Raw genomic sequence first — 16,264 nt, 5'->3', positions numbered from 1 at the left:
ATTCACTCCTGAGTAGCTTTGGCGATATTTAATACATTACAGAGTGAAGACAAGTTATACTTTTCAAGTACCTTGCCCTCTTGCCTAAGATTTACTTTCAAACGGTAGTTAACTAGCTGAGAGACATTTATTTTACATATCATTGCAATTAACCCATTAACAAAAATTGCGATACCAAACGGCAGTGAAAAGTATTTTTTAAAAATACACTTGCTGTTTGAATGGGCAAAAATTGAATTACTTATCATTATTATTCCTCACAAATCCTTGATTAATATATGAACTTCCTTTTTCACTTGTAGAGCTACTCGCTCTATTATCTCTTTCATTTTATTACATAGCCATATTAGCGGGCTATTTAATTTGCTCCCGAAAAACAAAAAATACACAATATAAAAACCCAAAAGATACATAACAAACATCTAAAAGTCACCAATAAAGCCGTTTAAACACAAGTTACACCACTAATTAACGCTGACTTCAAAGGGATGATTTTTTGTATGTTATACAAAAGCTGAATTGCATTTAATCTATATAAAAATTGATTTAAGAGCACAAACTTAGCAGCTTAGTGCGCTAGCCTATTAAATTAATTAGGTTACTTAACGGCAGTATCTCAGTAGCAGCTTAACCTTTTTAACTAACCCACCTTAAACCCACTTTTATCCGTGCCTAATGGTCAAAAAACTTTCTTTATTTACCTTCAACGTGACGTATCTGCTTCATAAAATTGAAGTGTTAAACGATACGACAATGTACAAGCATGCAAAGCCAGATAAAATGTCCCATCGATTAACCAAATCTAATATTTTAGTCACGAAATCGATATTAATAATTTCATATCTCAATAAAAGCTAAGTATCTGAAGTTAGGCTTAAACCAATGTTTATTAGATCATATAAATGCTGTGCATCATGTTATATGTCTACTAAACACGCCTATTAGAAAACACTTTTTACCTAAAGTACACACAAAAATATAACATGTTGCTATTTATATGCAACTTACTCATGATAATGGAGACAACTGGGATTAAAAATGAATAAGCGCATCAGAAACATCGCTATCTGATGCACTTCAAGAAGGGTAATTAAGCTTAAGCTTCATAACCTAAGTTAGGGGATAACCATCGCTCAGCTTCCTCTACAGACATATCACTTCTGCGAGCATAATCTTCCACCTGATCTTTTTGGATTGCTGCAACCGCAAAATACTTTGAATCAGGGTGTGAGAAATACCAACCTGAAACCGCAGCACCCGGCCACATAGCATAAGAGCTGGTCAATTTCATATTGATACGATTTTCTACATCCAGTAACGCCCAGATTTTTTTCTTCTCAGTGTGCTCAGGACAGGCAGGATAACCCGGTGCAGGACGAATACCTTGGTAGTTTTCACGGATAAGCTCTTCGTTGGTCAGCGACTCATCCGCCGCAAACCCCCAGTGCTCCTTTCGAACTTGTTCGTGCAAATACTCAGCAAAAGCTTCAGCTAATCTATCTGCAACCGCTTTAACCATGATCTTGTTGTAGTCATCTTGCTGTGCATCAAACGCATCCGCTAAGTCATCCTCTTCAAGACCCCCTGTCACCGCAAATGCGCCAAAATAATCATCTATACCTTTTGGTGCGACATAGTCTGCCAAGCAATAATTCGGAAAATCCGTTTTTTCTGTTTGTTGACGTAACTGACACGATTTTAGAATAACTTCTGAGCGAGACTCATCGGTGTAAATTTCAATATCATCATCCACACGGTTTGCAGGGAATAAACCAATGACGCCAAGCGGTTGTAATTTGCCTGTTTGCTCCAAGTCATCGAGCATGGCGTTGGCATCAGCAAATAACTTTTTGGCTTCTTCACCAACAATCTCATCTTCTAAAATACGCGGATATTTACCCGCTAAAGACCATGTCATGAAGTAAGGTGTCCAATCTATGTATTTACGTAAAGTGGCAATACTGACATCTTTAAACTCCGTAATACCCAGCTTTTTAGGTTTTGGTGGGATATAGTTATCCCAATCCAATTTTGTCGCATTGTCACGCGCACGGGCTAACGTCACCGGCTTTGAACGCGGCTTTTTACGCGCTTGTTGCTCACGTACTTTGACATATTCATTGGCTGTTTTCTCTAGGAACACAGGCTTTTGAGTATCACTTAATAGACTAGAAACCACCCCAACAGCTCGGCTGGCATTATTCACATAAATAACGCCTTTGTCATACTGAGGCTCAATCTTCACCGCAGTATGGGCTTTAGATGTAGTTGCACCACCAATTAATAACGGAATATCAAAGCCGCGACGTGTCATTTCTTTCGCCACATGTACCATTTCATCCAGTGATGGAGTAATAAGGCCAGATAAGCCAATGGCATCTGCTTTTTCATCAATGGCCGTTTGCAAGATCTTTTCAGCAGGGACCATGACACCTAAGTCAACCACTTCATAGTTATTACACTGCAACACAACCCCCACAATATTTTTACCAATATCGTGAACATCGCCTTTTACGGTAGCCATAACGATTTTACCGTTGCTTGCGCCCTCTTCTTTTTCCGCTTCAATAAACGGGTCAAGATAGGCCACAGCTCGCTTCATGACACGGGCCGATTTAACCACCTGAGGCAGGAACATTTTACCGGCACCAAATAAGTCACCGACCACATTCATACCATCCATCAGTGGTCCTTCAATCACTTGGATTGGCTTATCAAAGCTTAAACGACACTCTTCTGTATCTTCATCGATATATTCAGTGATCCCTTTTACAAGGGCATGCTCTAACCTTTTCGCAACTGGCCATGTGCGCCACTCTAAATCTTCTTTTTTCTCAGCTTGCGCCATACCTGAGTATTTAGGAGCAATATCCACTAAGCGCTCACCCGCACCTGGATCAGTATTGAGGATCACATCCTCAACAGCATTTCTCAATTCAAGTGGAATATCGTCATACACCGCCAATTGACTGGCGTTGACTATCCCCATATCCATACCGGCTTTGATGGCATGGTATAAAAAGACTGAATGGATAGCTTCACGAACTGGGTTGTTGCCTCGGAACGAGAACGACACGTTCGACACACCGCCTGATACCTTACAGTGCGGGAGGTTTTGTTTTATGCGGCGCGTGCCCTCAATAAATTCAACGGCATAGTTATCATGTTCTTCAATACCGGTGGCAACGGCAAAGATATTCGGATCAAAGATAATGTCTTCTGGCGGGAAGCCAAGCTCATCGACAAGAATTTTGTACGAGCGCTGACAAATTTCAAACTTACGATCTGCCGTTTCAGCCTGACCAACTTCGTCAAACGCCATCACAACAACAGCTGCACCAAAGCGCTTTAATACCTTAGCCTGTTGTACAAAAGGCTCTCTGCCCTCTTTCAACGAGATAGAGTTTACAATGGCCTTACCCTGAATACACTTCAGGCCAGCGACAATGACATCCCACTTCGAGGAGTCAACCATAATAGGCACTTTTGAGATTTCAGGCTCAGAGGCAATCAAGTTTAAAAACTTCACCATCGCCATTTTTGAGTCCAACATGGCTTCATCCATGTTGATATCAATCACCTGTGCACCGCCTTCAACCTGCTCTCTGGCAACTTCCAGCGCTGTTTCGTAATCTTCTTCTAAAATGAGGCGTTTAAATCGCGCTGATCCTGTGACATTGGTTCTTTCCCCAACGTTAGTAAATACAGCTGTAGATTGCGTCATAATGATACTTCCTAATTCAGATTACAGGCTTCAAGGCCAGATAAACGCATACGTACTTCAAGCTCAGGGAGCTTACGCGGTGACACAGTAGCCAAACCATCCGCAAAGGCTTTAATATGCTCAGGCGTCGTACCACAGCACCCGCCAACTATATTAATAAAACCTTCTTTACCCCAGTCAACAATCTCTTTACTCATGTCATCGGCTTCTAAATCATACTCACCAAATTCATTTGGTAAGCCTGCATTAGGGTGCACGGACGTAAAGGTTTCACATACGCGTGATAACTCTTCAACATAAGGACGCAGTAAATCAGGTCCCAACGCGCAATTTAAACCAATAGAGATCGGTTTGATATGGCGAATAGAGTTATAAAATGCTTCTGTGGTTTGCCCTGATAAAGTACGACCAGACGCATCAGTAATAGTGCCTGAAATCATTACAGGCAACCTAACTCCTGCTTGATCAAATGCCTCTTCTACACCATAGGCAGCCGCTTTTGCATTGAGCGTATCAAAAATTGTTTCAATCAAGATAAGGTGCGCGCCGCCTTCAATTAAGGCAAGGGTTGATTCAATATACGCTTCCACCAGCGCATCAAAAGTCACATTACGATAACCCGGATCATTTACATCAGGAGAAATAGAGCATGTTTTTGACGTCGGACCAAGTACTCCGCCCACATAACGTGGTTTACTTGGATCCTTAGCAGTAAATTCATCACAGACTTGGCGGGCTAATTTCGCTGACTCGAAATTAATTTCACGGCTTAAGCTCGCCATGTCATAGTCTTCCATCGAAATGGTGGTCGAGTTGAAGGTATTAGTTTCGATAATATCAGCACCGGCTTCTAAATATTCACGGTGAATTTGCTTAATCACATCAGGCTGCGTGAGGCTCAATAAATCATTGTTGCCTTTGATCAACACATGCCAATCTTTAAAGCGCTCACCACGGTAATCTTCTTCCTCAAACTTGTGTTTTTGGATCATGGTACCCATGGCACCATCTAAAATGACAATACGCTCTTGCATGGTTTTTTTCAGCGCTTCAGATACGGCTTGGCCATCGACAGGCTCAAATGGCACACTGTTATTCGGCATAATTGTTAGTCCTTACGTCTTGGCTAACGAGATTAATATCGTACGGAGTTGTTTGGTAAACATAATAGTTTAACCAATTTGAAAATAATAAAAAGGCGTGACTTTGCCACGTTTTCGATGGCTTGGCGTCAACGTCATCATTTGGAAAATAATTATCTGGCATTGGGGCATCCGGCGCATTTTGCAAATCACGCAAATATTCTTTTTGCAGTGTATCAGCATCATATTCGGGGTGCCCAGTAATATACACCTGGCTACCTGTTTTATTTTTAAGTAAGTAAGCACCCACAACTTCTGAACCTGCTAATACAACTAAATCTTCCTTATTATTAATCTTATCTATATCGATATAGCCATAGCGAGAATGCGGTACTAAAAATTCATCATCAAATCCGCGTGTCAAAGCGCCGTGATCAAAATATACTTGATGTTTAAACACACCACATAGCTTTTGCGCTTTCAGATCTCGCTTTAAACCATGATGATGAAACAAACCAGCATGAGCTGCCCAACAAGAAAATAACGTTGAGGTCACGTGATTTTCAGCCCAGTCAAAAAACGCTTGTAGTTCTTGCCAGTAGATTACATCGGTGTATTCCAAATGGGCCAATGGTGCACCAGTCACAATCAGTGCATCGTAGTTTTCATCTTGAACTTCAGAAAAGTAACGATAAAACATATTTAAGTGCTGCTCAGAATTTTCCGAGCTACGGTGTGTATCGAGACGCAATAAATCCACATGGACTTGAAGCGGAGTATTGGCCAGCAATCTAATAAATTGAACCTCAGTTTCTACCTTATTTGGCATGAGGTTCAATATGGCTAAACGCATCGGGCGGATCTCTTGAGACATGGCGCGGCTTTTTGGCATCACAAAAACATTTTCGTGACGCAACCTCGCAATCGCGGGTAACTCGTCTTTAACAGTGATCGGCATGAGATCCTCCCCTAATTGGATAAAACTGACAATACTATAGTGGCTGACATTATGAACGAACGCCATAAAATATCAACTTCTAGATGTACAGACGTCCAAATGAAAGACACACTTAAACAGTAAAGGGGAAAACGCACAAAAAAACCAAAATAAGCATTCTAAAGAAAGGTGGACACATAAATCATGAAAGGATAATTGAAGGTGGGAATAAACGACATAAAGCTTAATGAGTCGGAAGGGATTAGAAAAAAAGAATATAGGGTGCTCAAGCAATAAGCACCCTGTCATGCAAGTAGATGATCAACTGAAATAGCCATACCCTAAGACGACACTCGCTATCAACCCTGTTGCTGCAAAAATGCCATATTCAATGCCCACTTTTAAACGCTGCTCTCCTACAAATTGCTTTGACTCCGTCATCGCCATAATTAAGCATGAGATAAACATACAAAAGCCCAAAATAATTAAATTAATTTGAATTGCATCTAGGATCATTTCACTCTCCAGCACAAGGCCATAGGCCGATTTAAGCACACGACTATTTCAACAAAAATGAGTGTAGCAAATTAAGTTCTAAAGTTTCAATAAAAACTGAAAGTTTATTTTCAAGTGGGATATACGAGGAAGGGATTAAGACTCCCACAGACGATTAAACTCAATTTTATTGCATATATATACAAAATAATTACAGTACCGCCACATTAACAAACAAGTAACTAAGTAAATTTGTGGGTATTGGAGAGATCGCTGCGTTTTGTGCAGCTGCAGTATGGGCATTTTCGACCCTACTCTATAAACGATTTAGTCATCATCTAAATCCATTAGAACTGAACGTCGCTAAGGGTGTTATCGCGTCGGCATTAATGGCGGCCGTACTCCTTTTCACGTGGGATACGCAATTGCCATCTAGCCATACGAGTTGGGGATGGTTGATTGCCAGTGGTATTGTCGGCATTGCCATTGGTGACAGCGCTTATTTTGCCGCACTGCGTAATATTGGTCCTGCCCGAACTCTGGTGATTGAATCACTCGCACCTGCCATCGCAGGACTACTCAACATCATTTTGTTAGGTGTCTATCTCTCTGCAACGGCTTGGCTGGGTATTATTATTACTACTATCGGCGTTATTATCGCGGTAAAACCAAGCCAAAAATTGCCAAAACTAGATAAAGATATCTATCGAAAAGGCGTGCTCTTTGCACTTGCCGCAGCCACTTGCCAAGCGGCAGGCATGGTGCTTTCAAAAGGAGCACTCAATGATGACAGTATCAGTAGCCTTTGGGCTGCAATGATACGACTTGCTTCAGGCACCTTAGTCGTCGCTATAATAGTTGCCATACTCAAACAAGCATCACTGACTCGCTCCATCACACTTAAAGGGATTGATGGCAAAGCCTGGTTATTTGCTGCGGTGTTTTTTGGCACCTTTATCGGGCTATGGCTGCAACTTATCTCAGTCAACAATACAGATCCGGCGATTGCACAAACGATATTTTCAGCCGCTCCATTGATGGTCATGACAATGAGTTTAATACGAAAGGAGCATGTTACGCGTGGGATGATATTAGGTGGGATAACCGCATTGAGCGGTATTACTTTACTTTTGAGGGGATAAAAAGTTAGGAAAGAGGCCATCTCAGCCAATTTATGCATAGAGCAATGCACGTGAGCAAATCGGTAAGATGGCCTTGGAGGTAGGAGGTAAGGAAGGAGAAGCACCGCAAGATCAGCAGTGCGATATGAAATATTTAATATAAAAGAGGTTAAAAAAGGTTATTCAGACAAAGTTTCGCATTGCAAATAGGACAAAAAGCCATGCCCATTGATGACATGCCTAACCTCTTTCACAAACCAAGATTTATCAAGCGCGCTTTGTGTGCCTTGTACTTCAACCACAGCGCCCGCCACAATATCTGGATTACCATAGACCACCATGTCTGCACTGACATGCGCTCGATTAAGCTGTGCCAGCTTACTCTCAGCGGCATGTTGCGCACTTGCTTCATCAGCATAGGTATACGGTAAAGTTAAACTGGGTGTACCACCGCCTGCAGAAACCGTTTGTAACTGTGCAATATCCAAATCATGATATTTGGCCACCACTTCTTTGGTTAAGCGGTAATGCAATGTATTGAACTTCCAGTCAACAATCCATTTCGGCTCAAGGCTCACTTGCGGTAGGGGTTGCCCAGACAATGAACGACCAGTGCCCTTTTTCATAAACACCAAGTTATCATTGATGATTTTCATTACTGCATCGTGCTGCTCAGCAAGCTTACTCATCAGCTGCATGTCGCTTTCACTTTGCTCAATATGTGGCAAAGTAATGCTATCAAGCGCAGGGGCAATACGGGGGGTCAGTCCATATTCTTGTGCAATCTCAGAGATCACACTGCCAAGCGTCAATGGATTATCAGGATCGCTGGGCCAAGATTTTAACTTAGCCGCTTTTAAATTTTGATCCCAAAATACTTTGTTACCCACCAGCTCCAGCGCACGCACTGGGCCCACAACTTGATATTCACCGACTTCAAACTCTCCAAGGACAACACTGGGGGCTTTTCCATCTTCAGTGCCTTGCTTATAGCCCATTGCGATTTCAAGCTTGTCAGTTGGTTCCGGCAAAGTAATGGGGGCTTTTTCAAGGTTGTCGAATTTAACAACACACATGTCACTTAATAAACCTGTGCGGAGCGTCACACTGACTTCTGCGATTCTATCTCGCAATTTTTCCGCGACTTCGTTGCCATTGGCTTTTACTGAATATTGTGGCTGTAACTCCATTGCCAATTACTCCCAAATATTGATCTCGCGTTGTACTTTTGGTTTAGGTACATCCGGTAGAACAATTTTAATATTTTCAGGGTATATGGGTCCCAAGTCGGCAAGACCATAGTTGGCTTCAAGTACCCGCTCTACCATCCCTGAACTGCGACCATAATGACGAAAGCAAATCAAATCGAGACAGTCTCCGTCTCGTGTAATGTAACTTACTGCACTCATTATTTATTTCCCTCATTGCCATCATAGCGTGACAGACGCATGCTAAATTGAATCTCTCTTGGAATACCATCGTTCAGAAATAGCGTGCGCGTTTCATTGATTGATTTAATCACCCACTTGCCAAGTACACGACCAACACTCGGGCTGGACTTGCCACTTTCTTCTACATAAGTCAGTGTCAGCGGTACACCAAGGGTTGCCTCATCACGCATAAAATCAAGTTGCTTTAAACCGTTTTCAACCAGCTGTGGAAAGATAGTCCCTTCAAGCTCTAAAGTTTGCTCACCGACCCCAATAAATTGCTTTATCGGGCTATTTTTATCGGTTTGTGACTCAAGATCTTTCCAGCGATATTCGGTATTAAACTGTAATTTTTGAAACGCCGCTGTACTGACAGAAAACTTGTATTCGCCCAGTTGCATCATGTAATTGGCATGATTGATCTTTGCCATCGAAAGTCCTCGTATAAAAGCTTAAGGGGGCTCCCCCTTAAGCTACCTCGTTGTAATATCGAGCACGATAATCGCGCATCGCTTGTTGCTGCTGTTGCTCTAACACTTGCTTCACTTGTTGTGCGATTTCATGAGCTTGTTGTTCAGACTGTGCATTCACCGTGATGTTTGCATTCACTGTGATGTTGCCCGCGACTTGCTGCGCTTGCACATCGCTACTGATTTGCGAGTTCGATGTACTAGACTCAGCAAGGGCCTGAGGTGTAGGCGTTGATAAAGGTGTTTTGGTCTTGGGTGCATCCGCATTGTGCGGCTTATCATCACTAAATAAACTAGCGAAGAAGTCACCACCGACTTGAGACATCACAGCATTCGTTAGATATCCAGCAACTGGCGCTAGGAATTTGCCGTACTTGGGAATTTTTCCAACTAGATTAGAGACTACCTCAGAGCTCAACGCACCAGTCGCCGTACCACCAATGGTGTGTGCTTTTTCCTCTGCTGATAACTCATCATTGGCCGCAGCCTGATAAATGGTATGGCCATTTAACGCATGACCAAGTAATTGCCCTCGCTGAGATGCTTTGTTCCATTTTCCATTAGACGTACCCGAAGCTTGCTCAACCGCCGCCATCGTGCCCGTAAACATATTGGCTTCATTGATGACATTGTCTTTGACAAACTGTAGTGGTGAGTTTGCTGTGTGCGACGTATTGCCTGACACTTGCTGGGTTGACGCACTAAACTCGGTGTCTGCTTGGTCTTTCGCCAAAGTATTCGATACTGACACAACTTCATCTGCTTTAGCTGCTTCCTCTTTAGGTTCATCCTCAAAGAACCAACCGCCCAATGTATCACCTAAGAAGGAGCCAATAGATTCGCCACCAAATGCGCCGATAGCACCGCCAACAATACCACCAATAGCTGTGCCAACAACAGGTACCACGGATCCAATCGCAGCACCCGCAGCAGCGCCAGCCAGAGCACCGCCAGCAGAACCAATAGCCCCACCTACAGCGCTGGTTTTTTCACGTTTACTTAAAGAGTCATCAGTCAAAGCGGAGTAAGCATCCAACCCACTCATTGCAATTGTTGCAGCCGCATTCAATCGACCTACACCCTTTAAGTTATTTTTCGCAAAGTTCGCTATGCCACCGCCTTTTTGGCTGAAGAACTTACCCAACTTCGAGAAAATTGCATCATTAGCAGCCTTGGGCGCTTTAGATGACTTGCTAGGTTTTGACTGGTTAGTCGATTGCTGTTTAGATTGCTTATCTTTGTCTTGCTGATTAGCTGACTCTGTTTTACTGTCTTGGAGTTGCTGCTCTGCTGGTTTTGCTTTGCCACCGTCCAAAATTTTCAATACAGGCTTGGAGCGCTTTTTACGCTTATCCTGCTGTTTCTCAGGCGTCTGATTTAATTTAGTTTCTTTACGGTTATCAGCAGCATCGTTATCAACGTCCGGGGTCTTACTTTGCTTACTCTTTTTATCTCGCTTGGATTTCTTTTTACGCTGTTTTTTGGCGTTTTTCTTCGATTTCTTCTTCGACTTTTTAGACTGCTCCTCTTCCTCTCCATCACCTTCAAATAGTGACTCAAGACCTAGCTCGCCGAGTCCAAACTCAGCTAATAAGTCGGGAACAGCGCCAGTCAATGAAGATAGGTCGCCATTTAAAATACCTTTGAAATCGAGCTTCTCAATCAGCGCAGAGTGCTTTGTGAATAAACTTGCTGCATCTTGCAGCCCAAATGCATTAAGCAGTTGCGGTGCTTGCTGCATCAATGAGCTTAAATCACCCTCTAAAATCGCCTTAGTGTCTAGCTTTTGTAAAGCTGGCAGAGCCGCATCTAACGTTGCGCCGATCTCATCTAAACCTGCCGCCTTTAATAAACCAGGCGCTGCTGACATCAAACTTGAAACATCACCATCGGCAATGCCTTTTAAATCAAGCTGCTGCAATGCTGGTAATGCCGCACCTAAGGTCTCTGATGCTTCATCTAGCCCAGCCGCTTTTAACAAACCCGGTGCTGCCGACATTAAGCTTGAGACATCACCGCTGGCAATACCTTTTAAGTCAAGCTGCTGTAGCGCTGGCAGTGCTGCACCGAATGTTTCAGATGCCTCATTCAACCCAACTGACGCCAGTAAATCGGGCGCAGCATTCATTAAACTTGAGACATCACCACTGGCGATGCCTTTTAAATCAAGCTGCTGTAACGCTGGCAGTGCTGCACCGAGTGTTTCAGATGCCTCATTTAAGCCTACCGAAGCCAATAAATCGGGCGCAGCATTCATTAAACTTGAGACATCACCACTGGCGATGCCTTTTAAATCAAGCTGCTGTAACGCTGGCAGTGCTGCACCGAGTGTTTCAGATGCCTCATTTAAGCCTACCGAAGCCAATAAATCGGGCGCAGCATTCATTAAGCTTGAGACATCACCACTGGCGATGCCTTTTAAATCAAGCTGCTGTAATGCTGGCATGGCTGCGCTGAGCGTATTTGACACCTGCTCAAAGCCAGCTGATTTTAGTAGCTCAGGCGCGATACTCACCACTTGACTTAAGTCGCCATCGATGACGCCTGCCAAGTCAAGTTGAGACAAAGCAGGGATATGTTGTGCTAAAGATTGCTGAACCGATGATAAATCAACCGCTTTAAGTAACTCAGGTGCTGCACTTTGTAATGTACTTAAATCACCCTGCATCACCGCCGCAATATCAACTTGTTCAAGCGCTGGCAATGCCTGCTCTAAAGTTTGCGCAGCACTGGACATATCTAGTGCATTGAGTACTTCAGGTGCCGCATCAACTAAGCTAGATAAGTCACCATTGAGTAGCTCTTTAACATTAAGCGCTTCAACGACAGGCAATGCACCTTCGAGTGTTTTAGCTGCTTCTGATAAATCAAACGCATTCAACAGCTCTGGCGCTGCACTTGCTAAGCTTGTTATATCGCCCTCAAAAACCTCTTTGAAATTCACCGAGGAAATAGCAGGCAACGTTTGCTTAACCACATCACTGGCTTTATCAAAACCAAACGTTTCCAGTACCTGCGGGGCGCTTTGGATCAGCGTATTTAAATCTTCATTGAAGGTCGCACTGCTGGTGCCTTGCGCTATGCCCTGCGTGGCACTGATGATATCGCTACCCATTTGCGCAATACCCAGTGCATCAACCATAACGGGTGCAGCTTGGCGCAATGCATCAAGTTGCAAATCTAAGGTATTTTGCACATCCGCATTTTGTACTTGCGCGGTTGCAGTGGCTAAAGACTCACTCAATGCGTTAATAGGTAAGCCATCATAAAGCTGTGGCAGTGCAGCCTGTAGCTGTGAAAGCTCATTGCTAGCTGCTGTTTGCAATTGCTGAAAATCTAACGCCGACACTTGCTCTGCCAGTGATTTAATGGCACCGCTTAACCCTGTGCCATCACCAATTTTGGCATCCACTTGCGCTTTCAGTGTCTCGGCTTGTTGCTCATCTTGAGCCCCTTGCAGCATCTGTGCACTGTGCGTAACCGCATTATTTGACTTTGCTTGTGCACTGGAAAATTGCGTCAAATGGGTTGAGATTACCTGACTGGTATTGCCCAGTAATTCATTGACATTAACATTGGCTAATTGCCCTATCACAGCCTCTAATGCGCTGGTATCTAATGGCTTTTTAGCTTTAACCAAATTAGCAAGCAAACTGCCTAATTGAACATTTGGATCAACCTGATCCTGCTTAGGTAGGCGGTACTTTACTTTGTTCTTTGAACGGTCTTTTGCAGACAATCCTTGATGTTTCATAATCATACCTAGGAAGAGAAATAAGCGGGAATGTGTGGATTGCACAGCGCAACGAACGGCACTGTGCCAAGGTTGATAGCTCAAGACCCTAAAACTGCGCTTAAGTCCTTGAGCTATCAAACTTGCGCTGGTGAAAAAAAGGCGGGTTACCCCGCCTCTGTTGCTTCTTTATAATCAACCGCTGCTTCAAACCACTCGATGAGTTCGTCTTCAGTCAGCCCGTTGAGTTCTTGCAAGCCCCACCCTGTGTACTTAGCCAGGGCAATCACCATTGCTTTTAGACGCTTGGGCGGGATACGAGAAAAGCCTGGAGCGCCTCGCGTAACTTAACAAAGTCGCTCCAATCTAGCTCTTCGATGATATCTGGAGACACTTCACACAAATGTGAGAAGTAACGGATTTCACTTTCAGATTCGCTAATATCCGCTTTATCAACCATTAACCGATCGCGCACTTTAGGTCGTCTCATTTTTAGTTCTGCATACTCATGCCCATCGACCGTAACAGGGAAAGTCAGTTTAATGATTTCAGTCATAGATTAAGCTCCGATAGTCTTGCGTAGGTTAGCCATGTGATCAACACCCGCGATTTCGCGGATATCGTTGTACAGGTCAATGTTGTAGATAACTTCGTTGTTCACTTCTAACTTGTACTTTTGAACAGCGTATTGCAGCGTCATTTTCGCTTCTTCGCCGTCTTTCCAGCTGCCCATATCTACTTCTTTGAAGAAGCCATGTAGTGTGACAACGACAGGCTCTGGTGCAGCACCTTGCTTTTGGATCGCACCACGTGCAGTCAGATTAATTGTTCTGCCAGTACCGCCCCAATCACCCAGTAGCTTAAGTACATCTGCGTTGTACTCTAGTAACGTGATTGAACCCTCAAGCTTTTCAAGTTGACCTACATCTAGCTCGATTGGCGCTTGGAAACCTGAAGTCACTTCACGTGTTTTAACTGTGACTTTAGGAAGCGAGATTTCGTCTGCAATGCCAAGGTAACCCTTACCATCTACAAACAGCTTTGATTTCTTTAGGATTTTAGGAGACATTGCCATTATACGATTTCCTCTAGGTAGTTGTTAGTTAAGATGCTCTTGAACGTGATGTGCTCAGCAGGTGTTGGCGGAGTGAAATCAAAGCTAAAGTACACTTTACCCGCTTGGATATTTTCAGGCGTGTTAAGGTCTTCATCAGCCCAGATTTGGCCACCAAGGATAGCGCCTTGCGCTTTTAAGCTATCAAGGTAAGCTTGAACGCTTTCTGTCACATCTTTGATGTAAGTTGACGTGATGTTACGGTCAACAGCCCACATATGTGCACGAAGTAGCGAGTCGTTGATCATATCCGCTGTACGAACAACTGATAGGAAAGCCCACTTAGGGTCTGTCGCGCAAGTGCGGTTACCCCAAAGCTTGAAGCCATTTTGACGGATGATTGTTGCTACTTCATTTTCATTTAACAGGTTTGCACGCGCATTTCTATCGCCAAGTTGGAAATCGATTGCTTGCTGTGTACCAACAATGCCATTCATAGCCGTGTTACTTGGGCTCCACCAGAAACCGCGGTCGTTATCAGACTTTGCAATCATACCCGCAACGCGTGCACTTGCTGGCTCTTCTTCTGGTTGGCCGTTTTTGAACACTTTGACATGCGGGTCAACAACAAAAACACGACGTGAGCCAAAATCACTACGATAAGCAATGGCTTCGGAGTTTGTACCGCTTGGGCCATCCGCAATGATCACAGCGCGAAGACGCTCAGCAATACCTTGCATTTCTGCAACAACTGGGTTTTTCAATGGGTTGTCGTCGCTATCTAATGGGCGTTGATGAGTGTAACCAGTCGCAACGAGTATACGAGGAGAGAAACCTAGTTCTGATTCTGCACCTAGGAAAGCGTGAACGCCTTCAAATTCGCCTTGAGCATTAACACCACCAACCATGTTAGACATCACAGTCGCGTCATTAGCATCATCTGCTACACGCACCACCACAATGGCAGCACCTGCTTGGTCAAAAATACCGTCAATCGCAGCAAATAAAGAGCCTTTATCTTTATCTAAAATATCTTTGATTGAGTCTTTTGCGTCTTGCTCAAGCTTAGCTAAGATTTCCGCCTTTTCTTGTGCAGTCAAGTCTGAACCTTTCGCAGCCGCAGCTTTGCCTTCAGCCAGTTGTAATGCTTCACTGCCCGCAACAGCCGCCGCCGCAGCATCTTTACGCTCAGTTAGTTTCTGTTGAAACGCTGCTAAATTAGGGTCAATTAGACCAGCAGCATCAGCGCGTTTACCAGCAACAAGAACAGGCTTATTTAGTGGAAATGCATCTTTGTCAGCAAATGGGGCTGTACCAATCAGACCAATTACTGAACTTTTTACTGTTTTAATTGGGCGCGTGCCAGTTTGCGCTTCAATTACTTCTACACCGTGTAGAAATCCCGACATAGATATCTCCTTTAAAGGTATGTCAATTAGCTAATAAAAAAGCCATGTGACCGAGCTTGAAAATTCAAGTCAGTCGCATGGCTTAAGTTGATTAATTTTTTATCTGTACCAATCAGTACAGAATGAAGTTAAGTGTGAAAAGTTGACTGATATGCCAACCTATTTTGAATTAAAGCAGGATCCCTTCTATTGTCACCGGCTCATTGTTAATCAGATAAAGCCCTTCGATGGTGATATCGACTTTTCCCTCACCGGCTGGATGCACAGATACACCTTCTAAACGAAAGCGCGGCTCCCATCTATCTAGCGCATTGGCAATCGACATGGTGATATCACCAACTAGGTTGTGAGAAAACGGTCTATCGACGAGTTCAAATAACCCACAGCCATAATCACGACGCATCACTCGACTACCGAGCGGCGTTGTTACAATGTCGCGAATACTTTGCTTTAAATGCTCAACGCCACCTAACGGCTTACCCGTTTGAGCGTTCATTCCAATCATCATTTATCTCCTACCGTGAAGCTGCCCACACCAACGGCTATTTTACCGCCGCAATCAGTGGGATCCCCCAACCTCGCAATCGCTTTGCCACCTATCGTAAAATTGGGCGCGCCAGCTTGAACAACCTTTCCCGAGTGTTTAACTTTTGGGTCCGGCATGTAAACATGCTCACTCACACTGTCTCCTTCTCGTAGCACATCAATCCCTCCCACTGTAAATTTGGGACCTGATGCTGAAATAACGCCAGGGGCAAACCCTCCGTGAACATCTGTGATAGCACCATCGACAGAAACTGCTGGCATAC

The 16,264-nt window shown here is 43.8% G+C and carries 16 protein-coding genes; 1 reads left to right on the top strand and 15 read right to left on the bottom strand.

From position 1 onward, the window contains the following. Positions 1 to 2: 2 nt before the first annotated feature. From JF50_RS06355 to JF50_RS06335, 5 genes are all read right to left on the bottom strand, one after another. Entirely contained in the window at positions 3 to 248 is a 246-nt protein-coding gene (locus JF50_RS06355; RefSeq protein WP_039608588.1) for a hypothetical protein, read from the bottom strand. A gap of 848 nt (positions 249 to 1,096) precedes the next feature. Further along, positions 1,097 to 3,724 carry a methionine synthase gene (metH, locus tag JF50_RS06350; protein WP_039608587.1) on the bottom strand — a complete coding sequence of 876 codons (2,628 nt, stop codon included), beginning with the start codon at positions 3,722 to 3,724 and terminating at the stop codon, positions 1,097 to 1,099. Positions 3,725 to 3,735: 11 nt separating this feature from the next. Next, positions 3,736 to 4,758, bottom strand: a complete 1,023-nt coding sequence (locus tag JF50_RS06345; RefSeq protein WP_419177499.1) for a homocysteine S-methyltransferase family protein — start codon at positions 4,756 to 4,758, stop codon at positions 3,736 to 3,738. A 58-nt stretch (positions 4,759 to 4,816) separates the two neighbouring features. Further along, on the bottom strand, positions 4,817 to 5,764 hold the full coding sequence (locus JF50_RS06340) for a homoserine O-succinyltransferase (RefSeq protein WP_039608585.1): 948 nt from the start codon (positions 5,762 to 5,764) through the stop codon (positions 4,817 to 4,819). Positions 5,765 to 6,064: 300 nt separating this feature from the next. Continuing rightward, positions 6,065 to 6,259 (bottom strand): hypothetical protein, encoded by a 195-nt coding sequence (locus JF50_RS06335; protein WP_039608584.1) that lies wholly within the window; start codon positions 6,257 to 6,259, stop codon positions 6,065 to 6,067. 233 nt (positions 6,260 to 6,492) lie between these two features. On the opposite strand from JF50_RS06335, the gene JF50_RS06330 reads away from it, so the two are divergent. Then, complete coding sequence (locus tag JF50_RS06330) at positions 6,493 to 7,380, top strand: DMT family transporter (protein WP_039608583.1); 888 nt, start codon at positions 6,493 to 6,495, stop codon at positions 7,378 to 7,380. A 158-nt stretch (positions 7,381 to 7,538) separates the two neighbouring features. Here the strand turns inward: JF50_RS06330 and JF50_RS06325 are convergent, their stop codons facing one another. The 10 genes from JF50_RS06325 to JF50_RS06285 all read right to left on the bottom strand — a co-directional run bounded on the left by JF50_RS06325 (position 7,539) and on the right by JF50_RS06285 (position 16,262). Beyond that, positions 7,539 to 8,549, bottom strand: a complete 1,011-nt coding sequence (locus JF50_RS06325) for a phage late control D family protein (protein ID WP_039608582.1) — start codon at positions 8,547 to 8,549, stop codon at positions 7,539 to 7,541. Between the two features lie 6 nt (positions 8,550 to 8,555). Continuing rightward, positions 8,556 to 8,768, bottom strand: coding sequence for a tail protein X (locus JF50_RS06320; protein WP_039608581.1), 213 nt, complete (start codon positions 8,766 to 8,768; stop codon positions 8,556 to 8,558). Then, on the bottom strand, positions 8,768 to 9,220 hold the full coding sequence (locus tag JF50_RS06315; protein ID WP_039608580.1) for a phage tail protein: 453 nt from the start codon (positions 9,218 to 9,220) through the stop codon (positions 8,768 to 8,770). The genes JF50_RS06320 and JF50_RS06315 overlap by 1 nt, the downstream gene beginning before the upstream one ends. A 37-nt stretch (positions 9,221 to 9,257) precedes the next feature. After that, positions 9,258 to 13,013 (bottom strand): hypothetical protein, encoded by a 3,756-nt coding sequence (locus tag JF50_RS27325; RefSeq protein ID WP_052262154.1) that lies wholly within the window; start codon positions 13,011 to 13,013, stop codon positions 9,258 to 9,260. A 146-nt stretch (positions 13,014 to 13,159) separates the two neighbouring features. Next, entirely contained in the window at positions 13,160 to 13,285 is a 126-nt protein-coding gene (locus tag JF50_RS27760; protein ID WP_256370531.1) for a hypothetical protein, read from the bottom strand. Positions 13,286 to 13,290: 5 nt separating this feature from the next. Next, positions 13,291 to 13,548, bottom strand: a complete 258-nt coding sequence (locus tag JF50_RS06305) for a phage tail assembly protein (RefSeq protein WP_039608579.1) — start codon at positions 13,546 to 13,548, stop codon at positions 13,291 to 13,293. Positions 13,549 to 13,551: 3 nt separating this feature from the next. Next, positions 13,552 to 14,067, bottom strand: coding sequence for a phage major tail tube protein (locus tag JF50_RS06300; RefSeq protein ID WP_023397066.1), 516 nt, complete (start codon positions 14,065 to 14,067; stop codon positions 13,552 to 13,554). Further along, the gene (locus JF50_RS06295; RefSeq protein ID WP_039608578.1) at positions 14,067 to 15,455 is read right to left on the bottom strand and encodes a phage tail sheath C-terminal domain-containing protein; all 1,389 of its coding nucleotides are present in this window, start codon (positions 15,453 to 15,455) and stop codon (positions 14,067 to 14,069) included. The genes JF50_RS06300 and JF50_RS06295 overlap by 1 nt, the downstream gene beginning before the upstream one ends. Before the next feature lie 169 nt (positions 15,456 to 15,624). Further along, positions 15,625 to 15,960: a GPW/gp25 family protein gene (locus JF50_RS06290; protein WP_039608577.1), complete on the bottom strand. Its 336-nt coding sequence runs from the start codon at positions 15,958 to 15,960 to the stop codon at positions 15,625 to 15,627. Then, entirely contained in the window at positions 15,960 to 16,262 is a 303-nt protein-coding gene (locus JF50_RS06285) for a PAAR domain-containing protein (protein ID WP_039608576.1), read from the bottom strand. The genes JF50_RS06290 and JF50_RS06285 overlap by 1 nt, the downstream gene beginning before the upstream one ends. Between the last annotated feature and the right edge of the window lie 2 nt (positions 16,263 to 16,264).

Source organism: Pseudoalteromonas luteoviolacea (genome assembly GCF_000814765.1).
In the GTDB taxonomy this organism is placed as follows: domain Bacteria; phylum Pseudomonadota; class Gammaproteobacteria; order Enterobacterales; family Alteromonadaceae; genus Pseudoalteromonas; species Pseudoalteromonas luteoviolacea_H.
This window is presented reverse-complemented; position numbering and strand designations above follow the sequence as displayed.